Here is a 22,644-nt window from a genome sequence, read left to right as displayed (position 1 = left end):
GCGGCCGGGCTGTTCCGGCGCGACGTCCCGATCGAGCCGGGCTGAACCGGGCCGAAGCCGCTCGCAGGGAAACGCCGGCGGCTGCCCAACCTCGCACCGTGCGGCGGCAGCGTCCGATTGCTTCTTGGTCGGCCCCGCCGCCGACTACTCGCCCGGATCCGCCTCCTCGGCGTCGTCGCCGAGCGCGAATTCGCTGAGCTTCGTCCTCAGGGTCTGGCGCGAGATGCCGAGCAGCGAGGCCGCGCGCGTCTTGTTGCCGCCGCAGACCTCCAGCGCATGCTCGATCGCGAGCTTCTCGATCTCGACGAGCGGCCGGACCTTGCCGGCGGGGAACGGCTCTCCGCGGGCGACCGTTCCGCCGGAACCGCCCGCATGGGCCAGCTCGGCGGGCAGGTGCTCGGGCAGGATGTCCTCGTCGGCTTCGAGCAGCACGACTCGTTCGATCACGTTCCTCAGCTCGCGCACGTTGCCGGGCCAGGCGTAGGCCTTCATCGTCGCCAGCGCGGCCGGATGCAGCTTCGCGGGCGGGCGGCCGAGCTCGCGGCAGAATCGCTGCACGAAGTGCTCGGCGAGGGTCGCGATGTCGCTCGTGCGTTCGCGCAGCGGAGGAATCTCGACGGGAACCACGTTGAGGCGGAAGTAGAGGTCCTCGCGGAATCGTCCGTCCGCGACCATCTTCGGCAGATCGCGGTGGGTCGCGGCGACCACGCGCACGTCCACGGTGATATCCACGTGACCGCCCACCCGGCGAAAGGTCCGGGTCTCGAGCACGCGCAAGAGCTTCGCCTGCAGCTGCGGCGCCATCTCGCCGATCTCGTCCAGCAGCAGTGTGCCGCCGTCGGCCAGCTCGAACAGTCCCTTGCGGAAGCGCTTCGCGTCCGTGAACGCGCCCTTCTCGTGGCCGTAGAGCTCACTCTCGAGAAGCTGCTCGGGGATGGCGCTGCAATTGAGCTCGATGAAGGGTCCCGCGGCGCGCGCGCTCCGGGAATGGAGAAAGCGGGCCATCAGCTCCTTGCCGGAGCCCGTCTCGCCGCGGATGAGCACGGTGGAGGTTCCGCTCCGGGCCGCGCGCTCGAGGCGGCCGAGCGCGCGCGTGAGCGCCTCGCTCTCCCCCACGATCGGCTGGGCGCTCGGCGCGGTGGCGCGCAGGTGGTCCACCTCGCGCTTCAGCCGCGCGTGCTCGAGCGCGCGCTCGAGCACGACTCCGAGGTGATCGAGGTCGGGCGGCTTGAGCATGAAATCGTAGGCGCCCATCTTGATCGCGCGCACGGCGTGCTCGACCGTGCCGTGGCCGGTGAGCATGACGACCGGCATGGCCGGGTCCACTTCGCGCAGCGCCTTCAGGACCTTGAGGCCGTCCTCCTCGCCGAGCTTGAGATCGAGCAGCACCGCGTCCACGCCCTGCTCCCGCACGGCGGCGAGGGCTTCACGGCTGCCGGCGGCTTCGAGCGGGGCGTAGCCGGCGTCGCGCGCCCACTCGCCGATGCTGAAGCGGAGCGACCGCTCGTCATCGACGATGAGCAGCGTCTGGGCGGACTGCACGCGCGTCGGGCTGTCGCCTTTCGCCATGACGTTTCTCCAGCGGGAAGTTGAGGAGGACCGTGGTGCCGCGGGCCTCGCGACTGTCCACGGAGATGGAACCGCCGTGCTCCTGCATGATCGTCTGCGAGATGCTCAGTCCCAGCCCGGTGCCCCGGGCCTTGGTCGTGAAGAACGGGTCGAACATCTTCTCGAGCACGCCGCGCGGGATGCCGACGCCGGTGTCGATCACGCGCACCTGCTCGTGTGCGACCCAGCCCGGCCGGAGCGCGCGACCGCGGGGGCGGTCGCCGGCGCGGCGGCCGGCACCGCGTGACGGCGTGCGGCTGCGAACGCGCCGCACCTCGTAGCGGAGCGTCCCGCCCGCCGGCATCGCCTGCACCGCGTTCAGCGTGACGTTGAGCAGGACCTGCGTCACCAGGTCGGGGTCAATGTAGACGTCCGGCAGGCGTGGCGCCACCTCCACCTCGACCTCCACGCGCGCCCCCTGGATCGACTCCGCTGCGAGCGCGAGCACGCGCTCCACGCACTCCGCCAGCGAGGCGGCGCGCAACTCGGGCGTGCGCGGGCGCGCGTACTGCAGCAGGCTGGTGACGATGCGGTCGAGGCGTGCGACCTCGTCGAGGATCACCTGCGCGAATCGCGCCCGGTCGTCGCGAGGTTCGAAGCGCTTGAGCAGGACCTGCGCGCTCGTGCCGATCCCCGCGAGCGGATTGCGAATCTCGTGCGCGACACCGGCGGCGAGCTGGCCGAGCGTCGCCAGGCGCTCGTTGCGACGCAGCTCGTGCTGCATGCGGCGCAAGCGGGTCAGGTCGTTCAGCGTCACCAGCAACCATGCCGGCCGGCCGACCCTCCAGGTGCGCAGCCGCACGGGCACGTCGCCGGCGCCGGGCGTGTGCAGCACGACCTCGCCCTCGGTGCGCACCCGCCGGCGCGCGTCCCGCAGCGGGTCGTCGCCGGCCACCACGGTCCGCAACACGTCGCCGGCGGCGGCGTGTCGCAACTGCGGGCCGCCCAGGCCGAGCAGGCGTTCGACCGCCGCATTCGCCGCGCGAACGCGCGAGTCCGGATCCAGCACGAGCACGCCGGTCTCGGCGTCCTCCATGAGCGCGCGGACGAGGGCTTCCCAGGGCGGCGCGCTGCGTGCGCGCGGGGCTCGGCGGGTCATGTGCGTTCCATCGCGCGCGGCAGTATAGGCAAAGTCGGCGCCGCCGCGAAGGCGCGATTGCGCGCCGGCGCGAGCGCGGACGCCGCCGGAAACGAAAAAATGCCGCCGCGTCGCGCGCGACGGCATCGTTCCCGCGGGTCGGATCAGCCCTTGAGGAGCACCTGGATCACGGCGTCGGCGAGCCGGTCCCGCACGTCGTTGCGGTCGTAGTAACCCGACTCGATCCGCTGCTGCGCCGAACGCACCCGCGGAAGCCGGACGAGCGGAGCATCCGTGTCGGGCACGGAACGCCGGGAGGAACTTGAGGAACTTCCGGGCCTGCTGCTCTTGCGACGGCGGGTCCTGGTCATGACTCCTCGAAGACACCCCGGCCCATCATCCCGCGGTCCGGCCCGACCGGAGCCGGGTCCGGCGTGCCGCCTTGCTCAAGGCTTCTTGCCCGGTTCGGCGGGTCCCGGCGGACGTTGTCCGCCCATCGCCTTCCGGTTCTCCTCCTGGATGCGGGCGTAGATTTCCTCACGGTGCACCTTGACCTCGGGCGGCGCCTCGATTCCGAGCTTCACCTGACCGGATCGAACCTCGAGCACGGTGATCTTCACGGAATCACCGATTCGAATGTTCTCTCCTAACTTCCTTGTTAGGACCAGCATCTTCTCGAGCCTCCGCTCAACCGCACCGCGACCATGCGGCACTGTCCTACCGACGCAGTGCCTATCGGCATGGCGGGAATGGGACTTGACCCAGAATACCTTCCGGCTGCGGCCCCACCAAGCACGATGTGGGCTTGGTCGCCCCCCCTTCCGCTGCTAGCTTCCCGTTCGTTCTCTGACCGGAGGGACGGCCGAACGATGGATCGTGGGCTGGCCAATCGCCTGCTGACGTGGCTGATGCTTCCCGCCACCGTGGCCCTCGTGGTCTCGGCCCTGACGCTCTCCCGTCACGCCTACACGGGCCTTTCCCTGCAGGGCGAGCGGGTGGCCGCGGTCGAGCCCGGCAGCCCGGGGGCTCGCGCCGGACTGCGGAGCGGGGACAGCGTCTTCCCGGCGCCGGGCGCGCCGCCGCTCAGCCTGCTGGACGCCGACCCCCTGCGTGGCGCCTCGCCGGGGGTCCCGCTGGCGCTCCGGCGCGAGCGCGGCGGCGACCTCGCGCGGGTGTGGCTCGCGCCCGAGCCTTTGCCCGACGGTGAGCGACGCTACCGGGCTTTTCTGCTCGCCATCGCCTCCGTGTTCGTGCTGCTCGCCGGCTGGGTCTGGAGCGAGCGGCGCGACCACCTGACGCGGGTCTTCCTGCTCCTCGGGCTGGCGTTCGCGGCGATGCTCGCGCCCGCGCCATGGCTTCCGTCCGGCGGTTGGCAGGTGGTCTACGACCTCAGCGTCCTCGCGGCGCAGATCTACGTCGCGATCCTGTTCCTGCATTTCTTCGCGCTGTTCCCGAATCCCGCGCCGCGACCGCGCGCCCGCGCGTTCGTGCGCGCGGGTTACGTGCTGGCGACCGCGCTGCTGCTTTCGCTCATCGCGGTGGTCGCCGAGACCGAGTGGGGCGCCGGCCGGTGGCGCGGAGCGCTCGTCGCGCTCGAGGACGCGCACGTGGCGCTGTTCACCGCGGGCATGCTCGGCGGGCTGGTGCTGTTCGCGACCTCGTTCGCCCGCACCCGGGATCCGGACGCGCGGCGACGGCTGCGCGTCGCGTTCTTCGGCACGGTGCTCGGCGCCGCGCCCTTCGCCGCGATCATCGCCTGGCGAAACCTCGCCCCCGGCTCGGCGCTGCCGGGGGACCGGCTGGTCGTCGCCTCGACACTCTTCGTTCCGGCCTCGTTCGCGTGGGCGATCTCGATCCATCGCCTGTTCGACTTCCGGGTCGCGCTGCGCGCGGTGGTCACGCTCGCGATCGTCGCGGCGCTCGGGTTCGCGACCTACGCCGCGGGCGAATGGATGGCGGCGTCCTGGTGGCCGGCGCTCGGCCGCGACGTCTCGGGTGTGTCGCTCGCCTGCTTCGTCCTCGTCGCGGCGCTCGCGGGTCCCACGCGCACACGCTTCGCGGCCCTCGGCGTGCGGGTCGTGCCGATCGCCGGCGAGGTCTCGCTCGCGGCCTGGGCGCCGGCCGCGGCGGCGGCGCGCGCCGAGGGCCCCGGGGCGATGCTGCAGGAGGCCTGCGAGAGCATCCGCCAGGCGCTGCGACTCGACGGTTGCGGCGCGCTCGCGGTCGAGGGCCGGGAGTTGCGCGTGGCGGCGCTCTCGGGAGCGGGCGTGGAGGCACAGGGCCTGCCCCAGGCACTCGGACCCGGCCTGCTCGAGGCGATGTCCCGGCAGGCCGGCGCGTGCGCGCTGAGCGATTCCGGGCTGGCGGCGACGGACCGCGAGGCGCTGGAGTCGGCGGGGGTGCGCTGGACGCTCGCGATCCCCGGCGCGCCGGTCGCGGCCGTGCTGTTGCTGGGCCGCCGCGTCGCGGGTGCGTGGCTCGATCGCGCCGAGGCGCGCGACCTCGAGCGCCTCGCCCATCACCTCGGCGTGGCGCTCGAGAACTCGGAGCTGCGGCGGGAGGCGCGCCATCACGCGTCGGTGGCGCGCGAACTGCGCGAGGCCCGGCACGTGCAGGCGCACCGACTGCCCCGGCGGACTCCGGTCTACCCGACGCTCGACTGCGCGGCGGTGACGCTGGCCATGGAGTCCGTGGGCGGCGACTACTACGACTTCGTCGAGACCGGAGCGCGCGACTTCGTCCTCGCGGTCGGCGACGCCGCCGGGCATGGGGTCCCCGCGGCCCTGGTGCTCGCGGGGGTGCAGTCGCGTTTTCGTGACCTCGCGCGCGGGCTGCAGCCGCCGGGAGAGTTGCTCGAGGCGCTCAACCGCGACCTGCTCGCGCACGAGCAGCCGGACCGCTTCATGGGGCTGCTGTGCGCGCGCGTGGAGGTGAGCCGCGCGGTCGTGCGCTTCGCCAACGCCGGCCTGACGCCGCCGCTGGTGCGGCGCGCGGCCACGGGGCGGACCCAGGAGCTGCGCGAGAGCGGGCTGCTGCTCGGCGTGGGGCAGGGCGCCTCCTACCCGACCGTCCCGGTCGAACTGGACGCCGGCGACGTGCTGTTGTTCTACACCGACGGCCTCACGGAGGCCTCGCGCGGCGGCCGGCTGTTCGGCCCCGAAGGCGTTCAGGCGGTCCTCGACCGACACGCTCATCGGCGCGCCCCGGACCTGGTCGAGGAGCTGCTCGCGGCCGTCCGTGCGTGGGCCGACGAGCCCCTGGACGACCTGACCCTGGTGGTCCTCAAGCAGGTTTCCCGGCCCGCCGCCCGGAGTCGGCCCGGCCACTCCACCCTCAACTCCGTCCTCGAGGCTGCCGATACGACGCGGTGAGACGACAGGATGCCGTCTCCCCCGCCCGTGTCGCCAACCCACGGGCGGCCGATCGCGACGGTTGACCTCGCGACGGAAGTCGCGAGCCCTCGAAGTCGGAGGTGCACCGTGGACGTCGGGCTTGTGATGGTCCTGCTGGACCTGCTGTGGTGGATCAGGCGCTGAATCACTGACCGGGAAGCGGCTCCCGGGCGCCGTCCGCAGGGAGCCGCTCGCCCACGCCGTTCACCGGGTGGACGCCGGAAGTTCGGGGCGGACTCGGGCCTCCGGACTCAGGCTTCCGGACTCAGGCTTCCGGAGTGTGATTCCCGTCGCTAAGCGCATCCGCGAGTTCGCGGGCCAGCATCGCGACGCGTTGCACCGCTCCGCGCGCGGGGTCCTCGGCGACGCGCCGCATGAACGCCGCTCCGACGACGACCGCGTCGGCCTGCCCTCGCAGGCGAGTTGCGTCTTCGCCGCTCGAGATGCCGAATCCGACCGCGACCGGCAGCGGACTGTGACGCCGGAGTTGCGCGATCCTTTCCGGAATCGAGCCCGACCAGCCCTCCCCACGTCCCGTCACGCCCGTGCGCGCGAGGCAATAGATGAAGGCGCGGCTGCGCGCGAGCAGCATCGGCAGCCGGGCGTCGTCGGTCGTGGGCGCGACCAGCACGATGGTCTCGAGCCCGGCACGATCGAACTCGTTCCACCACTCCGGGGCCTCGTCGGGCGGCAGATCCGAAACGATCACGCCGTCCACGCCGGCGGCCTTCGCGCGCGCCGCGAACGACGCGACTCCCGCGCGCACGACCGGGTTCGCGTAGGTCATCACCACGAGCGGGAGCGACGAGGCGGCGCGGAAGCGCGCCAGCATCTCGAAGATGGCTCCGGTCGTGACGCCGGCGCGCAGCGCCCATTCCGAGGCGCGCTGGATCTCGGGACCGTCCGCGATCGGGTCGGAGAACGGGATGCCGACCTCGGCGGCCAGCGCGCCCTCGTGCTCGAAGGCGCGAAGCATCTCGAACGTGTCGTCGAGGGACGGATAGCCGGCGGTGACGAACGGAATGAATCCGGTGCGGCCGGCGCGGGCGGCGAACGCGGCCCGCAGGCGTGAATCACTCACGCGGGCTCACCAGCCCAGGTACGGATTCCCGAAGCCGTAGCTGCCGTTGCCGTAGCCGTGGCCGTACTGCAACGGCGAACGCAGGTCCTGGAACTGGAGCCGGATCATCGAGTTTCCGCTCGGCTTCCAGCTCAGGTCGAGCCCCTGCAGGAAGAAGGACGCGCCGCGGCCCGCGCCGCCGGTGCCCAACTCGTTGCCGAGGGTCACGGCCATCGTGACCGGCGCGCGGAACTGGTAGAGGAAACTGGTCGTCTGCAGAGCGCTCGTCGTCCCCCAGCCGGAGCCGACCGCGATCGTGCTGCTCATGTGCAACCGCGCGGGATCGAACCACGCCGCGGGTCGCGCCAGCGCGCTGACAGGGACCCTGGGCGTGAAGCCGACGGCCTCCGGATCGAACAGCGTTCCCGAGTGGGCGGTGACGGCCATGCAAGCGACGAACAGGGCGGCGAAGCAGGCGCGACGCATCATGAGGTGGACCTCCGTTCCAGGAGGAAACTAGAAACCCGCGCGGCCCAAGTCAACGGACGATTGGGGACGGCGCGGGTTCCAGGTTCATCTCGTGTCAACAGCAGGTCAGCTTTCGTCCCCCACCTGGAGCTTGATCACGATCTCGTACGTGCCGCCCCGGGCGATCGAGACCGGCACCACGAGCCGGGTGGCCTGCGGAGCGGGCGATGCGGGCGCCGCGGGCGATGCCGCCACCACCGGCGCGGGGGCGGGTTCCGTCGCCGTCGCGCGCGCGGGCGCGGGCGAGGCCGCCACGGCGGGCGCCGGATTGCGCAAAGCCGCGGGGATCTGCATGGACATCGAGGGGCCGGCGCCGGTCGGCGTCGGTTTGATCGGCGCGGGCTCGCTCGCGCGGGCGCCGACGGGTTCGGCGGCGCGCGCCGCCGCGGGCTGCCTCCCGGGCAACTCGATCTCGCGGCCGTAGTCGATGCGCGCGGCGTCACCGCCGTCCAGGGGCGCCGGCGTCGACTGAGCTTCGTGCTGGATGACGTGGGCCGGCGCGGGGGGCGGCGCGCTCGCGCGCACGCTCTCGCGCGGCGGGTGCGTCTCGGCCGGCTCGGCGGGCGCGGTGCGGCCTCCGGGCGAGCGGCGCAGGTCCTTGGTCACCTTTTCCATGAGCAGGTGCGAGATGCCCCGGAAGGTCTCGAAAACGCCCTTGCCCTCGCGCGCCACGCCTTCGAAGAACGGAACCTTGCCGCCCGGATTGAGCTCGGCGTTCAGCTCGTCGATCGAATAGATGTTGGGCAGGTCGCGCTTGTTGTACTGCATGACCCACGGAAGCGAGTCGAGGCTGATGTTGTATTCGCCGAGGTTGGCCCGCAGGTTGGCGAGCGACTCCTTGTTCTCCTCCATCTTGCCGACTTCGGAGTCCACGACGAAGACGATCGCGTCCGCGCCCTTCAGCACGAGCTTGCGCGTCGCGTTGTAGAACACCTGGCCGGGGACCGTGTAAAGGAGGAACCGGGTCTTGAAGCCCATGATCTCGCCCAGGTCGAGCGGGAGCAGGTCGAAGAAGAGCGTCCGGTCGGACTGCGTCTTCATGCTGACCATCTTGCCTCGGCTCGTGTCGGGCACGGCCTCGTAGATGGCTTCGAGATTCGTGGTCTTACCGCACAGGCCGGCGCCGTAATACACCAGCTTGGCGTTGATCTCCTTGCCTGAATAGCTCACGACGACCACGGTTCATGTCCTCCTTGTAGTGACCCCACCCTGTCGCGAGGGAGTCCCATGGAGCCCCTTGCCGCCCTTTCTCCACGGGGCCTTCGAGGAAGCCGAAACGAGTTCCGTCTTCGGATGGGGTCGCCACCTGCGGTCCGGCATCGTGCCGGTCGCCTCGCGCGCTCGACGATGGCGAGCGACGATTCCTGTCCAGCTTCGCGACCGGTATCGGCGGGGCCCGGCAGGGGCTTCACGCTTTTTCTGGGCCGGCCCGGGAAAGCGCCCGGCGGCCGCCCGACGGCGTCGCGTGGAGGGGAACGGGGCCGGGAACTCAGGCCGGGGCGGCGACGGCCTCGCGGTGAATCCAGATGCCCGGACGCTCGTGAACCTGGGTCTGGATGCGGCCCTCGGGCGAGGCGTAGTGGGACAGGAAGATCTCCTTGAGATCCTCGGCCTCACCGCTCGGGAAATAACGCCGCGCCCGCGTGAACATCTCGTCGTGCTCCGAGTAGATGAACGCCGTGACCTCGGTCACCCGCTCGTACTGGTTGGCCGAATAGGCGGCGTCCGGCGAGTCCTCCATGTCGAGCCACAGCGAGGCCCGCGGCCGCACCACCTCGAAGGCGTGCCGGGACTTCATGAGGTGCTCCCAGAGGCCGAAAATCTCGAGCGGGACGAAGCGCACCTGGGCATTGCCGGTGTCCTTGCGGATCAACTCACAGCGCACGAGCTTCTGGCTCGACATGTCCCCTCCTCGCGAAACGGGCGCCCGCGCCGGCCAGACCGTTCCGGGGCCGGCGTGAAGGCGCTGCGGCGTCCCTGCAGCCAGGCGCATCCTAGCCCGGGCCGTTCCGCGACTGCCAGCCGAGAGTACCGGCTGCGCGGGGCGGCGAATCGGCCCGGCGCGGGGACCGGGCCGGGTGCTTGACACTCCCGGAGAGGTCCACCTACGGTCGGGCGGTCACCGGCCAGGCCGGTTCGGCTCCCCCCCGCCCCTCGCGTCCGCACCGGGCCGAGGATCCTGAGGCCAAGGAATGTCCCGACTCGTCTACGGCTCGCTGACAGCGCTCATTTCCGGTATGCCGGCCTGGCTGGGCTATCTGTTCGCCGACCTGCTGACGGAGGTGCATTTCCGGTTTTTCCCCGCCCGTCGGCATGCGGCGCTGGCCAACCTCGCCGTCACCATGCCGAGGGCCGGCCGGCGCGACCGCGTCCGGATCGCCCGCCGCATGATGCGCAGCTACAACCGGATGATGTACGAGTTCTTCCGCCTGCCCCACCTGTCCCGCGCCCAGCTGCTCGCGTCGGTCGAGGTCGAGGGCCGCGAGCATCTCGAGGCCGCGCTGGCCCGCGGCCGCGGCGTCATCCTCGCCTCCTCGCACATCGGCAACTGGGAGCTGGCCGGAGTGATGATCGCCCAGTTCGGCTACGCGCTCCACGCGGTGGCCGGGGTCCAGCTCGGCCGCTGGCTCACGGGCGCCGTCCGCGAGACCAAGTCGGAGCTGAGCATCGTGACGGTTTCGCCCGAGGACGGATTTCGCAAGCTGCTGCGCGCGCTCGAGCACAACGACCCGGTCGCGCTGGTGGTGGACGGCGACATCTACCAGCACGGCGTGGACGTCGAGTTCTTCGGCCGCCCCTACCGGTTCCCGGCCGGTCCCGGCGTGCTCGCCCAGCGCACCGGCGCGCAGGTGATCTGCGGCTACTGCGAACGGCTTTCGCCCGGTCGCTTCCGCATGGTCATGGAGAAGCCCCTCGACCCGGCGGCCTGCGCTTCGACCGCCGAGCTCAACCAGGCGGTCGCGACGACGATCGAACGTCACATCCGCGAGCACCTCGACCAGTGGTGCATCTTCCGGCCGATGTGGGAACCCGCCCCCGGGGGAGCCGCCGAGCACGCCGGGGGCGCGAGGAGAGTCGAGGCGTGAGGATCGGCATCGTCTCGCAGTCGTACTACCCGCGCTATGGCGGCGTCACCGAGCACGTCCACGCGCTGGCGAGCGAGTTGCGGCGCCGCGGGCACGAGGTCACGATCCTGACGAGCCGCTTCCGCGCCGGCGAGGGCGGCGAAGCGGCCGGTGTGCGCCGGATCGGTTACAACATCCTCATTCCCTTCAACCGCGCGGTCGTGGACTTCACCGTCGGCTGGGGGCTCAAGGGCCAGCTCCGGCGCGCCATGCGCGAGCTCGACCTGGACGTCGTCCACGTCCACTGCCCGACCGCGCCCACCCTGCCGGTCTTCGCGATCCAGGTCTGCGATCGCCCGCTGGTCGGAACCTTCCATTCGACCGGCGGGCGGACGACGCTGCAGGATCTCTTCCAGCCCGTGCTCTCGCGCGTGACCGCGCGACTCGACGGGCGGATCGCGGTCTCCGAGACCGCGAAGGCGACCGCCGAGATCTATTACCCGGGAACCTACGAAGTCATCCCGAACGGCGTGGATGTCGAGCGGTTCCACCCGCTGGCGGCGCCGTTTCCGCAGTGGCGCGAGCCGGGGACCGTGAACATCCTGTTCGTCGGCAGGCTCGACCCCCGCAAGGGCGTCTCCGATCTCATCGCCGCCATGCCCGAGGTGCTCGAGCGCACGGACGGCCGGGCGCGACTGCTGGTCGTCGGCGATTCCTACCTGCGCCCGCAGATCGAGGCCCAGGTCTCGTCGGCGGCCCGGCGGCACGTTCATTTCCTCGGACACGTGCCGAGCGCCGATCTGCCGCGCTGGTACGCGACGGGCGACGTGTTCTGCTCGCCGGCCACCGGCAACGAGAGCTTCGGCATCGTGCTCGCCGAGGCGATGGCCTCCGGCAGGGCGGTCGCCTGCTCGGACATCCCGGGTTACCGCTGCGTCGTGACGCCCGGGCGGGACGCCGCGACGTTTCCGCCGGGCGACGTGCGCGCCCTGGCCCGCACGCTCGCGCAGCTCGTGGACGATCCGGAACGACGCGGACGACTCGCCGAGGCGGGCCGCCGGCGGTCGCTGGACTTCGCCTGGCCACGCGTGGTGGACCGCATCGAGGCGGTCTATCGCGATGCCGTCGGGCACCGGCGGGCGCGCCTGTCCGGCCACTCCGCCGCCTGAACGCATGAACGGGGCGGCGGACCGGCGGCCGCTGCTCGCGCAGCGCGATTTCGCCTCCCTGTGGTGGGGCCAGCTGATCTCGATCCTCGGCGAGCGGCTGAACTTTCTGGCGCTGAACGGGCTGCTGCTCGAGCACACGCGCGCGTTCGCGGACCTGCGGCACTCGAGCGTCCTGCTGGGCGTTCTCGGCACCGTGATGCTGCTGCCCGTCCTGCTGTTCGCCCCGTTCGCCGGGCCCTGGGTGGACCGCTGGAACCTGCGTCGGACGCTGCTCGTCTCCGATTCGCTGCGGGCGCTGCTCGTCGCCGCGATCCCGCTCGGCTACGCGGCGACGCACTCGGTATCCGTCGTCTTCACCGTCGTCTTCCTGCTGTTCACCTGCAACGTCTTCTTCCTGCCCGCCAAGAGCGCGATGACGCCGGAGATCGTCGCCCCCGACCGGCTGCTGGCGGCGAACACACTGCTCTCGGTGGCCGGCATCGTCGCCACCGGCGTCGGCGCGCTCGCCGGCGGATGGCTCGTGGACCACTGGGGCTGGACCGCGGTCATGTGGGTGAACGCCGCGACCTACCTCGTCTCGGTCGGTTCGCTGGCCCTGATCCGTTACCGCGGCCGGCCGCGCCCCCACGCGCAGGCGGGCGGCCCGGCCAACTACCTGCACGAGGTCCTCGAAGGCTTCTCGGTGGTCCGGCGCAGCCGGCCGGTCGGGCTCGCGCTGATCGCGCTCGGCGCCGTCTGGGCGGGCGGCGGCTTCCTGCAGGTCGCGGGCATCCAGCACATCCAGCGCGTCGCCAGCATTCCCGGCACGCAGCGCCTGTCGCTGCTGATGGTCGCATTCGCGATCGGCGCTGCGCTCGGGACCTGGTGGGTCAACGCCCGGGGCCGGTCGCTGCCGCGTGCACTGCTGCTGGGAGGCGGCCTGCTCGCGGCCGGCGGATTCCTGGTCGCGATGGCGGTCACGACCCGGTTCGCGGTGTTCGCCATCGCCGGCTTCCTCATCGGCCTGTGCGCCGCTCCGGCCTTCGTGCTGACCGAGACGCTGCTGCAGGAGGGCACCGACCTGCGCCAGCGGGGCCGCGTTTTCAGCCTGCGCGACTTCGCGATGCGGGGGATCAACCAGGTCGCGATCTGGGCCGCCGCCGCGGTCACGCCGCTGCTCGGCACCTCGGCGGCGCTGCTCATCGCGGCGGGAGTCATCGCCGGTTCCGGCGCGCTCACGATCGCGTACGGCCGCCGCCCGTTACCCGCGCCCGCCGTGCCGGATTGAGCCGGCGCGCCGACTCAGGCGCGATCCTGCACGGCCGGGTCGAGATCGACGCGCCAGCGGCGCCGCAGTTCCTCGCGGAAGGCCAGCGCGTTCGCCTGCCCGCCCGCCGCCCGGCGGAACTGGTCGTACGCCTCGAGAAGCTCGGGCCCGTGATCGCGAAACAGCCGCCGCTCGCGGGCCGACCGCGCCAGTTCCGGCCCGCGGCGCCGCTCGAGCGTTTCGAGAATGTCCGCGGCCATGGCCTGCCCGGCCCGCCCGGGACCGTTCGGGGGCGGACTCCGGCGAGAGGGAGCCACGCCGGGGCGCCGATCCGCGGGCTCCCCCGCCGCGTCCAGCTCGAATCGCTGACGGCAGGCCGGGCAGGTCACGCGCGCGCCGAGCGGTCCCAGCAACCCGCGCGGCAGCCGGTAACCGGTCGCGCACGCGGGGCAGTGAACGATGAGTTCGCGGCTCACGGCGGCGATGCTATCACCCGAGGCGCCCGCGGCCGACGCGCGCTTCAACCGACCAGCGCCAGCTCGAGCGGTTCGCGGTAGTTCGCGACCAGAGCCGCGCGCAGCGCCGCGTGCGCCGGGTCGGCGAGACGCGGGTCGGCGGCCACCACCGCCTGTGCGGCCTCGCGGGCCTCGTACAGCAGTGACACATCGCGCCAGGGGTCGGCCACCTTCAGACTGGGCAGCCCGGCCTGGCGCGTGCCCCACAAGTCGCCCGGGCCGCGCATGCGCAGGTCCGCCTCGGCCAGCTCGAAGCCGTCGTCGGTGCCCGCCATCACCGCCAGCCGCTCCCGCCCGCTCGCGGGCACCGCGCGGCCGGCCACGAACACGCAGACCGAGCGGTGCTCGCCTCGACCGACCCGGCCGCGCAGCTGGTGGAGCTGCGTCAGCCCGAAGCGTTCGGCGTTCTGCACGACCATGAGCGTCGCGTTCGGCACGTCCACGCCGACCTCGATCACGGTGGTGGCGACCAGGACGTGCAGCTCGCCCTTCTGGAACGCGTCCATCACGGCGAGCTTCTCCTCGGTCCTGAGCCGTCCGTGCAGCAGGCCGATGCGCCAGCGGGAGAGCAGCGGCTGCGCCCGCAGGCTCTCGACTTCCGATTCGGCCGCCCGGATCTCGGCCCGAGCGCCCTCCTCGATCGCGGACACGACGACGTAGGCCTGCCGGCCGGCGGCCAGTTCGCGGGCCATGAACTCGATCACCTGCGGCAACTTCCCCTCGTCGGTCACGCGCGTGACCCGGCGGCCGCGCCCGGCGGGCCGCGTCCGCAGCAGGCTCACGTCGAGATCGCCGTAGCAGGCGAGCTGCAGCGTGCGCGGGATCGGCGTCGCGGTCAGCACCAGCACGTGCGGCAGCACGCCCTTGCTCGCCAGCGTCGCGCGGTGCCTCACCCCGAAGCGGTGCTGCTCGTCCACGATCGCGAGCCCGAGCTTCGGCATCTGCAGCTTCTTCTCGAGCAGCGCGTGGGTGCCGACCAGCAGCAGCGGCTCGCCCGCCAGCAGCCGCGCCTGCAGCAGCCGTCGCTGCGTCGCCGGGGTCGAGCCGGTGAGCGTGGCGACCTCGAGCCGCGTGCCCCGCCTCAGGCGCCCGAGCGTCGTCGCATGCTGGCGCGCGAGCACCTCGGTCGGAGCCATGAACGCGACCTGATGGGCGGTCTCGATCGCGTGCGCGGCCGCCAGCAGCGCGACCGCGGTCTTGCCGCTGCCGACGTCGCCCACGACCAGCCGGTGCATCGGCCGCGTGCGCGCGAGGTCGGCCGCGACGTCGGCGATCGCACCACGCTGGTCCTCGGTGAGCGTGAACGGCAGCGCCGCCTCGACTTCACGGGCGAGTCCGCCCGAGGACGTCATCGCCAGGCCGCGGCCCTCCTGCGAAATCACGTGCCGGCGCAGCTCCATGACCATCTGCAGCTCGAACAGCTCCTCGAAGGCGAGACGGCGGCGTGCGGCCTCGAGCTCCGCCAGGCTCCCCGGAAAGTGAATCGCGCGCAGCGCGGCGCCGAGAGGGCCGAGCCGGTGCGCGGCGGCGACCGCCGCGGGCACCGGGTCGGGAATCGTGTCCGCCACCGCCTCGAGCGCGCGGCTCACCGCGGTGCGCATGCCGTGCGCGGTGATCCCCCGCCCGAGCCCGTGCACGGGCACCCGCCGTCCGGCGTGCAGCAGCGTCGCGAGATCCTCGCCCTCGACCTCGAACATCGGGTTCTGCATGCGCCGTTCCACGGGGTCGAACTCGCCGCTCACGACCACGCGCGTGCCGGGTACGAGCGTGCGCGCGAGGAAGGCCTGCCCGAAGAAGTAGCAGCCGAGCGTGCCGGTGCCGTCGGAGATCGTCGCGACGAAGTCGCCGCGTCCCCCGCGGGTGCGCAGCGCCGCCGCCCGCTTCACCTCGCCCACGACGGTCATGAGCTGCCCCGGGACGAGGTCCTTGACGAGGGCGAAGTGGCTCGCGTCCAGCCAGTCCCGCGGGTAGTGGCGCGCCAGATGCTCGAGCGTGACGAGCCGCAGCCGCTCGTACGCCCGCGCGCGGACCGGACCGACCCCGGGCAGGAACTGGATGCGGGTGGACGGCTCGAGGCGCGGGCGGCTCGCGCTGGCGGACGGCGGCGTGCGGGACGCGGTCATGGCTCGGGAGTCACCTTACGCCGCGCGCGCGTGCGCTGTCACCGGACGGGCCCGTCCCGGACGCCGGCTTGCCAGCCGCACCCGCCCTCCCCTATAGTCCCGCGTCCTCTTTCGGTTCCGCTTGCCCCGCGGAAGGAGATCCACCGGTCCGGGGCGCGGCGAACGCTTTCAGGAGATTCCCATGGCGAAGTGCTTCGTGTGCGGCAAGGGCCGCATGGCCGGCCAGAACGTCAGCCACGCGAACAACAAGACCAAGCGCACGTTCAACGCGAACCTGCAGTCCGTGCGGGCGCTCGTCGAAGGCCGTGCGAAGAAGGTCGTCGTCTGCACGCGCTGCATCCGCGGCGGCAAGATCGAGAAGGCCGTTCGCGGCCGCGCGCTGGCGCTGCCGACCGCCTGAACCCACCCGGCCCGCGAACCGGCCCGGCTCCCGCGAAGGGGGCCGGGCCGGTTCACGTCCCGGGCTTCCGCCGGCGGGCGGGCGCCGCTCACACTCGGGCGGCGTCCTCGCGCCGGGCGACGAGCCACTCGCGCCAGGCGAGTTGCTGGCGCGGCAGGGCGACGAGCGGGTCCATCTCGAGGGCCAGCGCGAACTGCTCATCGGCCTCCGCCGGTCGCGCCGCGCGCAGCAGCGTCCACCCCAGGTCGGCCCGGGCCGCGGCGAAACCGGGGTTGATCGCCAGCGCCGCGCGCAACGGGACCTCGGCACCGGCCACGTCGCCACGCATCAGCCGCACTCTGCCGAGCAGCGCGTGCGCGTCCGCCCAGAGCGGGTGCGCCTCGGCGACGGCGGCCAGGGTCGTCTCGGCGGGCCCGAGGCGCCCGGTCTCGAGCCACAGACCGCCCAGCTCGAGCGCCGGCGCGCCGTAGCCGGGCTGCAGCTCGAGCGCCTTCTGATAGGCCTGCGCGGCCTCCTCGAGGCGGCCCTGCGCCCGGCGAATGCGGGCGAGCAGCAGGTGCAGGTCGGGGTAGCCCGGATGCACGGCCAGCGTGCGCAGCAGCGCGGCCTCGGCGCCCTCCGCGTCGCCGCCCTCCATGCGCAGCTGCGCGTCGAGCAGGGCGTTCAGCGGGACTTCGCGGTCGCGCGTCAGCCCGCGGCGCAGCGCCCGCAGCGCGTCGTCGTAGCGGCCGAGCGAATGGTAGACGAGTCCGAGCAGCCGGCTGGCGCGCGCGAACTGCCGGTTCATCTCGAGCGCTCGTTCGAGCGCCGCCGCCGCGCCCTCGAAGTCGCCGCCGCGGAAGCGCGCGAGGCCGAGCCAGAAATGCAGGTCCGGATACTGCGGGTGCGCCTCGAGCGCGGCCTCGACGTGAGCCTCGGCCGCACCGGCGCGGCCGCGCTCGAGCTCGAGCCGCGCGCCGAGCAGGCGCGCCTCGAGGTAGCGCGGGTTCAACTCGAGCGCGACGCGAAGGTGTTCGAGCGCCTCGTCCACGTGCCCCGCTTCGAGCAGCAGTCCGGCCAGCCGGCAGCGCAGGTCGGCGTATCCGGGCCGGTCTCCCACCGCGCGCCGCAGTTCGGCGATCGCCCCCGCCAGATCGCCCTCCTGCTCGCGGGCGAGCGCCCGGTCGAGCGGCCGACCCGCCGGCGGTTCACCGGCGCCCGGGGCCCCCGATTGCAGCAGGCGACGCCACTGCTCGGCGGTCCAGTCGCGCGAGACCGCCGGGGTCACCCACTCCGGCGCGTCGAATCCCAGTTCCAGCGCCTCCCCGAGTTCGGCGGCCGAGCGCTCCCGGTCCCCCCTGAGGCCGAGGCAGACGGCCAGCAGCAGGTGAGCCTCGACGTAGTGCGGGTGGTCGGCCAGCGCCAGCTCGAGATCGGCGATGGCTTCGTTCACCCGGCCCGAGCGCTCGTAGATGCGGGCCCGGTAGTAACGCAGGTCGGGGAAGGTCGGGTTCTCCTCGAGGGCGCGCGTGAACTCCGCCTCGGCCCGCGCGTAGTCTCCGGCGTGAAAATGCGCGAGGCCGAGGTTGCCGCGCGCCTCGGCCGCGTGGACGCGCGCCAGGCAGTGATCGGGGTCGTTCGGGTCGCGCACCTCGCGCAGCACCGCGTCGAAGCACTCGACGGCCCGCGCGAACTCCCCCCGATTGAAATGGAGAATGCCCGCGTTGTAGTGCCGCGTGTGCCCCCACTTGACCAGTGAGGACAGGAACCGCATCGGCTCAGTCCATCTGGCGTCGCAGGAACGTCGGCACCTCGAGCGACGAGCCGTTGCCGTTGCCCCGGCCCCACTGCCCGCGCGCCTCGCGCCGCTTCCAGGCGGGCTCGGCGTAGCTGGCTTCGTCCTCGGCGTTCGCGACCTTCTGGCGCGCCGGCCGGTCCACCATCCGCAGGGACGGCGTGGACACACCGAAACCGGTCGCGACCACGGTCACCAGGATCTCGCCGTCCAGACCCGGGTCGATCACCGCGCCGAAAATGATGTTCGCGTCCTCGCCTGCGGCCTCGGTCACGACCTTCGAAGCCTCGTTGACCTCGTGCAGGCTCAGGTCGCGGCCGCCCGTGATGTTGAGCAGCACGCCCTCGGCCCCGTGAATCGAGACGTCCTCGAGCAGCGGGCTCGAGACCGCGGCGCTGGCGGCCGCGATCGCGCGGTTGTCGCCCGTCGCGCGGCCCGTCCCCATGAGCGCGTTTCCGCGGGACGCCATGATGCTCTTGACGTCGGCGAAGTCCACGTTGACGAGGCCCGGAACGGTGACCAGGTCGGCGATGCCCTTGGTCGCCTTGAGCAGCACGTCGTCGGCGATGCCGAACGCCTCCGAGAGCGGCGTGCCGCGCTCGACGACCGCCAGCAGACGCTCGTTCGGGATCACCAGCAGCGTGTCCACTTCGGCACGCAGCTCCTCGAGCCCCTCCTCTGCCTGGCGCATGCGCCGCCGGCCCTCGAACGAGAACGGCCGCGTGACGACGCCGACCGTGAGCGCGCCGGCCTGACGTGCGATGCGCGCGACGACCGGCGCCGCCCCGGTGCCGGTGCCGCCGCCCATGCCCGCCGTCACGAACACCATGTCCGAGTCCGCGAGCACGTCGGCGATCGCCTGCTGGTCCTCCTCGGCCGAGACGCGGCCCTGCTCGGGATTGCCGCCCGCTCCGAGGCCGCGCGTCGCGTTCACGCCGAGCTGAACGCGCGTGGCCGCGAGCGAACCGCCGAGCGCCTGCACGTCGGTGTTCGCGGCGATGAACTCCACCCCGCGAAGCCCCGCGCCGATCATGCGGTTGACGGCGTTGCCGCCGGCTCCGCCGACCCCGATCACCTTGAGCCTCGCGGCGGCCGTCCGATCGATCTCGAGCTCGAACATCGACATGGGCACCTCTCCTTGTGCCGGCGGAACGGCCGTCCTGGCCGCTTTCGCCCGGTGGGAATGGACTGCTAGAAACGACTGCTGAACCAGTTCCAGAGGTCGAATCGCGCCTTCGGCTTCGCGCTCGCGGTGTCGGAGTACAGGCCGTTGCCGCCCGCCTGCGCGGCCGCGTGCAGCACGAGGCCGACTCCGGTCGAGAAGCGCGGGTCGGCGACGTTCTCCGCCAGCCCGCCCACGCCACGCGGCGTGCCGAGGCGCACGGGCATCTCGAAGACCTGCTCGGCCAGCTCGGCGATGCCGGGCAGCAGCGAGGTGCCGCCGGTCAGAACGACGCCGCCGCCGAGCAGGGCCGCGAAGTGGTTCTTGCGCACTTCCTTGTTGGCGAGGGCGAAGATCTCCTCCATTCGCGGCTCGATCATCGAGGCCAGCACGTGGCGCGAAATCTCGCGGTCGGTGCGACCGCCCACGCCGGCGACGGCGAGCAGCTCCTCGGCGGGCACGAGCGAGGCGAGCGCCGAGCCATACTGGAGCTTGAGGGTCTCGGCCTTGTCGATGGGCGTGCGCAGGCCGATGGCGATGTCGCTCGTCACGCTGGCGCCGCCGTAGGGGATGATCGCCGTGTGCCGGATCGAACCCTCGTGGAAGACGGCCACGTCGGTCGTGCCGCCGCCGATGTCGAGCAGCACGACGCCGAGCGCCCGCTCGTCGTCGTCGAGCACCGCCTGCGCCGATGCCAGCGGCTCGAGCACCAGATCGTGCACCTTCAGTCCCGTGCGCTGGATGGCGCGGCAGATGTTCTTCGCGCTGGTCACCGCGCCGGTGATGATGTGGACCTCGGCCTCGAGCCGGACCCCGCTCATGCCGACCGGATCCTTGATCCCGTCCTGGTCGTCCACCAGGAACTCCTGCGGGATCACGTGAATGATCTCGCGATCCATCGGGATGGCGATGGCCTTCGCCGCCTCGACCACGCGCTCGACGTCGGCGGAAGCGATCTCGTTGTCCTTGCGCGCGACCGCGATCACGCCACGGCTGTTGATGCTGCGGATGTGGTCACCCGCGATGCCCGCGTAGACGCCCTTGACCTCGGTCCCGGCCATGCGCTCGGCCTCTTCCACCGCCCGGCCGATGCTGGTGATCGTCTTTTCGAGTTCCACCACGACGCCGCGGCGCAGTCCCTCGCTGGGCGCGTTGCCGACGCCGACGATTCGCACCTCGCCCGAGGACGCCTGCTCGGCGACGATGCAGTTGATCTTGGTGGTGCCGATGTCGAGACCGACGAACGTCCTTGTCGCCTGGGCCATGGGGTTCCCTCCCGCGTGGCTGCGTGCCCTGTGCTTCTATAGGTCGGCGCCGGGTCGGACGGCGCCCCCGAGGGAGCCTGCCCGCGCGTCGCGCACGATGATCTGCTCCGGAATCCGCACGTCCACCTCGGTGGGCTCGAGTCCCTTGCCCTCGAGGTCGGAGAGCGTCGCCCGCAGCCCGGAAAGCTGACGAAGGTCCGGTGGCCAGGCCCGGCCGATCACGCACACGCCGTTCATCAGCACCAGGCGCGTCACGCGATCTCCGGACACGTCCACCTCGGAGACCTGGCCCGCGAGTCGGAGCGCATTGTCGCTCAAAACCTCGGCCCACGCGAGGCCTCTTTGCACCTCGGGGGTGCGCAGCCTCGTTCCCGGGGTGTAGGCGGAGAAATCGGCGCCGGTGAGGATCGGCACGTCGGCGACGACGCCCCGCTGCAGCGGCGCGAGCAGCACGCCGCCGCGGTCGATTTCCCACGGGTCGCCGTGCGCGACCGCGAGCGCCGGCACGCGCTCGGCGATCCGCAGTTCGATTCCCCGCAGACCCGTGCGGCGCACCTCGGCGCGCGCGATGCGCGGGTCGGCGAGCATCCGGGCACGCACCTTCGCGAGGTCGATCGAGAGCAGGTCCTGGCCCTCGGTGAGTCCGGCCGCGCGCTGCACGCGCGCGGCGTCGAGGTAGCGCAGCCCGCTGACCGTGACCCGGGTCAGCACCGCGTAGCGATGGCGGAGATCCCGCCACGGCACGACCGCGAGCAGCGCGAGCGCGCCCATCGCCAGCAGCACGCGCCGGACCTGGCCCCAGCGCGAGGGCCCGGACCGCTCCCGGCGCGGGGCCCGTTCGAGCGCCCGTCCCTGGTAGGTGCTCATGGACGCCCCGTCGGCGCCGGGGCGGCGGACGCGAGCCGGGCGAGCACCTCGTCGGCCAGCCGCCAGACGTCGCCGGCGCCGAGCGTGATCACCGTGTCGCCGGAGCGCGCCTCGCGGGCCGCCGCCTGCGCGGCCTCGGCCCCGGTGGGCGCGTACTCGACGTGCGCGGCGCCCTGCGCGCGCGCGGAGTCCGCCACCGTGCACCCGCCGACGCCCTCGATCGGCGACTCGCCCGCGCCATAGACGTCGAGCACCCAGACGCGGTCGGCGTCGCCGAAACAGCGCCCGAACTCCTCGCGCAGCGCCGCGGTGCGCGAATAGCGGTGCGGCTGGAAGATCACCAGCACGCGGCCGCCCAGCTGCCGCGCGGCCGCGAGCGTCGCCGCGATCTCGGTCGGGTGGTGCCCGTAGTCGTCGATCACGCGCACGTCGCCCGCCACCCCGCGGGTCTCGAAGCGACGGCCGACGCCGAGGAAGCCCGCGAGGGCCTCGGCGATGTGTCCGAAGCCGATCTCGAGCTCGAGTCCGACGGCGACCGCGGCCAGCGCGTTGAGCACGTTGTGGTGGCCGGGGACCCGCAGCTCGATCGCGCCGAGCGCGCGTCCGGCGGCCCCGACCTCGAAGCGGGCGCCGTGGCCGGACAGCGCGATGGACGTCGCGCGCACCTCCGCCGGTTCGCGGACGCCGTACAGGATCGTGCGCTTCTTCACCTCGGGCAGGATGCCGCGCACGTTCTCGTCGTCGGAGCACAGCACGCTGACGCCGTAGAACGGGACGCGGTTGGCGAAGTACACGAACGCCTGCCGGACCTCGGCGAGGTCGGCGTAGTGGTCGAGGTGTTCGCGGTCGATGTTGGTCACGACCGTGATCGCCGGCGCCAGGCGCAGGAAGGAGCCGTCGCTTTCGTCGGCCTCGGCGACCATGAAGCGCCCGTGGCCGAGCTGCGCGTTCGCGCCGACCGCCCGCAGCCGGCCGCCCACGACGATGGTCGGGTCCATGCCTCCGCGTCCGAGCACCGCGGCGACCATCGAGGTCGTGGTGGTCTTGCCGTGCGAGCCGCCGACGGCGATGCCGTACTTCATGCGCATCAGCTCGGCGAGCATGTCCGCGCGTGCGATGACCGGCACGTTCGCGGCGCGGGCGGCCAGCAGCTCGGGGTTGTCCGGGCGCACCGCCGACGAGAAGACCACGACCTGCGCGCCCTCGACGTTCGCGGCGGCGTGGCCCGGAAAGACGCGCCCGCCGAGCGCCACGAGGCGATCGGTGACCTCGGTGGTCTTGAGGTCGCTGCCCGAGACCGAGTACCCCAGGTTGAGCAGCACCTCGGCGAGGCCCGACATGCCGCTGCCGCCGATGCCGATGAAATGGATGCGGTGCGTTCGCCCGTACATC

19 protein-coding genes and 1 pseudogene are annotated in these 22,644 nt (G+C 72.5%); 5 read left to right on the top strand and 15 right to left on the bottom strand.

The features are described from left to right. Window positions 1–144 precede the first annotated feature (144 nt). The 4 genes from IT347_13755 to csrA form a co-directional block, all read right to left on the bottom strand. Window positions 145–1,569 (bottom strand): sigma-54-dependent Fis family transcriptional regulator, encoded by a 1,425-nt coding sequence (locus IT347_13755; protein MCC6350645.1) that lies wholly within the window; start codon window positions 1,567–1,569, stop codon window positions 145–147. Next, window positions 1,508–2,707, bottom strand: coding sequence for a PAS domain-containing protein (locus IT347_13750; GenBank protein ID MCC6350644.1), 1,200 nt, complete (start codon window positions 2,705–2,707; stop codon window positions 1,508–1,510). The genes IT347_13755 and IT347_13750 overlap by 62 nt, the downstream gene beginning before the upstream one ends. Before the next feature lie 143 nt (window positions 2,708–2,850). Then, a complete protein-coding gene (locus tag IT347_13745; protein MCC6350643.1) occupies window positions 2,851–2,991 on the bottom strand; it encodes a hypothetical protein in 141 nt (46 codons plus the stop codon). Window positions 2,992–3,132: 141 nt separating this feature from the next. Beyond that, window positions 3,133–3,357 carry a carbon storage regulator CsrA gene (csrA, locus tag IT347_13740; protein ID MCC6350642.1) on the bottom strand — a complete coding sequence of 75 codons (225 nt, stop codon included), beginning with the start codon at window positions 3,355–3,357 and terminating at the stop codon, window positions 3,133–3,135. 198 nt (window positions 3,358–3,555) lie between these two features. Between csrA and IT347_13735 the strand changes: the two genes are divergently transcribed. After that, window positions 3,556–6,057 (top strand): SpoIIE family protein phosphatase, encoded by a 2,502-nt coding sequence (locus IT347_13735; GenBank protein MCC6350641.1) that lies wholly within the window; start codon window positions 3,556–3,558, stop codon window positions 6,055–6,057. Between the two features lie 286 nt (window positions 6,058–6,343). On the opposite strand, the gene IT347_13730 is transcribed toward IT347_13735, so the two are convergent. From IT347_13730 to IT347_13715, 4 genes and pseudogenes are all read right to left on the bottom strand, one after another. Then, window positions 6,344–7,159 carry a tryptophan synthase subunit alpha gene (locus IT347_13730; GenBank protein ID MCC6350640.1) on the bottom strand — a complete coding sequence of 272 codons (816 nt, stop codon included), beginning with the start codon at window positions 7,157–7,159 and terminating at the stop codon, window positions 6,344–6,346. Between the two features lie 6 nt (window positions 7,160–7,165). After that, window positions 7,166–7,627 carry a hypothetical protein gene (locus IT347_13725; GenBank protein MCC6350639.1) on the bottom strand — a complete coding sequence of 154 codons (462 nt, stop codon included), beginning with the start codon at window positions 7,625–7,627 and terminating at the stop codon, window positions 7,166–7,168. A gap of 645 nt (window positions 7,628–8,272) precedes the next feature. Continuing rightward, window positions 8,273–8,845, bottom strand: a pseudogene (locus tag IT347_13720) (GTPase domain-containing protein). Window positions 8,846–9,155: 310 nt separating this feature from the next. Beyond that, window positions 9,156–9,569 (bottom strand): hypothetical protein, encoded by a 414-nt coding sequence (locus tag IT347_13715; GenBank protein ID MCC6350638.1) that lies wholly within the window; start codon window positions 9,567–9,569, stop codon window positions 9,156–9,158. Between the two features lie 289 nt (window positions 9,570–9,858). Here IT347_13715 and IT347_13710 point away from each other — a divergent pair, with 289 nt between their 5' ends. Genes IT347_13710 through IT347_13700 form a run of 3 tightly spaced genes read left to right on the top strand, consistent with a single transcriptional unit; the run spans window position 9,859 to window position 13,167 of the window. After that, the gene (locus IT347_13710) at window positions 9,859–10,752 is read left to right on the top strand and encodes a lysophospholipid acyltransferase family protein (protein ID MCC6350637.1); all 894 of its coding nucleotides are present in this window, start codon (window positions 9,859–9,861) and stop codon (window positions 10,750–10,752) included. Then, on the top strand, window positions 10,749–11,900 hold the full coding sequence (locus IT347_13705; GenBank protein ID MCC6350636.1) for a glycosyltransferase family 4 protein: 1,152 nt from the start codon (window positions 10,749–10,751) through the stop codon (window positions 11,898–11,900). Before IT347_13710 ends, IT347_13705 begins: the two co-directional genes overlap by 4 nt. A 4-nt stretch (window positions 11,901–11,904) precedes the next feature. Continuing rightward, window positions 11,905–13,167 carry an MFS transporter gene (locus IT347_13700; GenBank protein MCC6350635.1) on the top strand — a complete coding sequence of 421 codons (1,263 nt, stop codon included), beginning with the start codon at window positions 11,905–11,907 and terminating at the stop codon, window positions 13,165–13,167. 14 nt (window positions 13,168–13,181) lie between these two features. Here the strand turns inward: IT347_13700 and IT347_13695 are convergent, their stop codons facing one another. Both IT347_13695 and recG read right to left on the bottom strand, forming a co-directional pair. Continuing rightward, window positions 13,182–13,622, bottom strand: coding sequence for a zinc-ribbon domain-containing protein (locus IT347_13695; GenBank protein ID MCC6350634.1), 441 nt, complete (start codon window positions 13,620–13,622; stop codon window positions 13,182–13,184). Window positions 13,623–13,666: 44 nt separating this feature from the next. Continuing rightward, window positions 13,667–15,784: an ATP-dependent DNA helicase RecG gene (gene recG, locus IT347_13690; protein ID MCC6350633.1), complete on the bottom strand. Its 2,118-nt coding sequence runs from the start codon at window positions 15,782–15,784 to the stop codon at window positions 13,667–13,669. Between the two features lie 181 nt (window positions 15,785–15,965). Here recG and IT347_13685 point away from each other — a divergent pair, with 181 nt between their 5' ends. Continuing rightward, window positions 15,966–16,184 (top strand): 50S ribosomal protein L28, encoded by a 219-nt coding sequence (locus IT347_13685; protein ID MCC6350632.1) that lies wholly within the window; start codon window positions 15,966–15,968, stop codon window positions 16,182–16,184. A gap of 88 nt (window positions 16,185–16,272) precedes the next feature. Here IT347_13685 and IT347_13680 read toward each other — a convergent pair whose 3' ends face one another. From IT347_13680 to IT347_13660, 5 genes are all read right to left on the bottom strand, one after another. After that, window positions 16,273–17,937 (bottom strand): tetratricopeptide repeat protein, encoded by a 1,665-nt coding sequence (locus tag IT347_13680; protein MCC6350631.1) that lies wholly within the window; start codon window positions 17,935–17,937, stop codon window positions 16,273–16,275. A gap of 4 nt (window positions 17,938–17,941) precedes the next feature. After that, window positions 17,942–19,078: a cell division protein FtsZ gene (gene ftsZ / locus IT347_13675; GenBank protein MCC6350630.1), complete on the bottom strand. Its 1,137-nt coding sequence runs from the start codon at window positions 19,076–19,078 to the stop codon at window positions 17,942–17,944. Window positions 19,079–19,149: 71 nt separating this feature from the next. Continuing rightward, window positions 19,150–20,385, bottom strand: a complete 1,236-nt coding sequence (ftsA, locus tag IT347_13670) for a cell division protein FtsA (GenBank protein ID MCC6350629.1) — start codon at window positions 20,383–20,385, stop codon at window positions 19,150–19,152. A 36-nt stretch (window positions 20,386–20,421) separates the two neighbouring features. Then, the gene (locus IT347_13665; GenBank protein MCC6350628.1) at window positions 20,422–21,252 is read right to left on the bottom strand and encodes an FtsQ-type POTRA domain-containing protein; all 831 of its coding nucleotides are present in this window, start codon (window positions 21,250–21,252) and stop codon (window positions 20,422–20,424) included. Then, window positions 21,249–22,643, bottom strand: a complete 1,395-nt coding sequence (locus IT347_13660; GenBank protein MCC6350627.1) for a UDP-N-acetylmuramate--L-alanine ligase — start codon at window positions 22,641–22,643, stop codon at window positions 21,249–21,251. The genes IT347_13665 and IT347_13660 overlap by 4 nt, the downstream gene beginning before the upstream one ends. Window position 22,644 lies beyond the last annotated feature (1 nt).

The sequence above is a fragment of the Candidatus Eisenbacteria bacterium genome (assembly GCA_020847735.1).
GTDB lineage: Bacteria > Eisenbacteria > RBG-16-71-46 > RBG-16-71-46 > RBG-16-71-46 > CAIXRL01.
Note: the sequence above shows the minus strand (reverse complement) of the source record. Positions and strands in the feature narration are given on the sequence as shown.

Excerpts from the sequence above, each read along its gene's own strand:
- IT347_13755 (MCC6350645.1), bottom strand. The coding sequence starts at position 1,569 with ATGGCGAAAGGCGACAGCCCGACGCGCGTGCAGTCCGCCCAGACGCTG.
- IT347_13750 (MCC6350644.1), bottom strand. The coding sequence starts at position 2,707 with ATGACCCGCCGAGCCCCGCGCGCACGCAGCGCGCCGCCCTGGGAAGCC.
- csrA (MCC6350642.1), bottom strand. The coding sequence starts at position 3,357 with ATGCTGGTCCTAACAAGGAAGTTAGGAGAGAACATTCGAATCGGTGAT.
- IT347_13735 (MCC6350641.1), top strand. The coding sequence starts at position 3,556 with ATGGATCGTGGGCTGGCCAATCGCCTGCTGACGTGGCTGATGCTTCCC.
- IT347_13725 (MCC6350639.1), bottom strand. The coding sequence starts at position 7,627 with ATGATGCGTCGCGCCTGCTTCGCCGCCCTGTTCGTCGCTTGCATGGCC.
- IT347_13715 (MCC6350638.1), bottom strand. The coding sequence starts at position 9,569 with ATGTCGAGCCAGAAGCTCGTGCGCTGTGAGTTGATCCGCAAGGACACC.
- IT347_13710 (MCC6350637.1), top strand. The coding sequence starts at position 9,859 with ATGTCCCGACTCGTCTACGGCTCGCTGACAGCGCTCATTTCCGGTATG.
- IT347_13700 (MCC6350635.1), top strand. The coding sequence starts at position 11,905 with ATGAACGGGGCGGCGGACCGGCGGCCGCTGCTCGCGCAGCGCGATTTC.
- recG (MCC6350633.1), bottom strand. The coding sequence starts at position 15,784 with ATGACCGCGTCCCGCACGCCGCCGTCCGCCAGCGCGAGCCGCCCGCGC.
- IT347_13685 (MCC6350632.1), top strand. The coding sequence starts at position 15,966 with ATGGCGAAGTGCTTCGTGTGCGGCAAGGGCCGCATGGCCGGCCAGAAC.
- IT347_13680 (MCC6350631.1), bottom strand. The coding sequence starts at position 17,937 with ATGCGGTTCCTGTCCTCACTGGTCAAGTGGGGGCACACGCGGCACTAC.
- ftsZ (MCC6350630.1), bottom strand. The coding sequence starts at position 19,078 with ATGTTCGAGCTCGAGATCGATCGGACGGCCGCCGCGAGGCTCAAGGTG.
- ftsA (MCC6350629.1), bottom strand. The coding sequence starts at position 20,385 with ATGGCCCAGGCGACAAGGACGTTCGTCGGTCTCGACATCGGCACCACC.
- IT347_13665 (MCC6350628.1), bottom strand. The coding sequence starts at position 21,252 with ATGAGCACCTACCAGGGACGGGCGCTCGAACGGGCCCCGCGCCGGGAG.
- IT347_13660 (MCC6350627.1), bottom strand. The coding sequence starts at position 22,643 with ATGTACGGGCGAACGCACCGCATCCATTTCATCGGCATCGGCGGCAGC.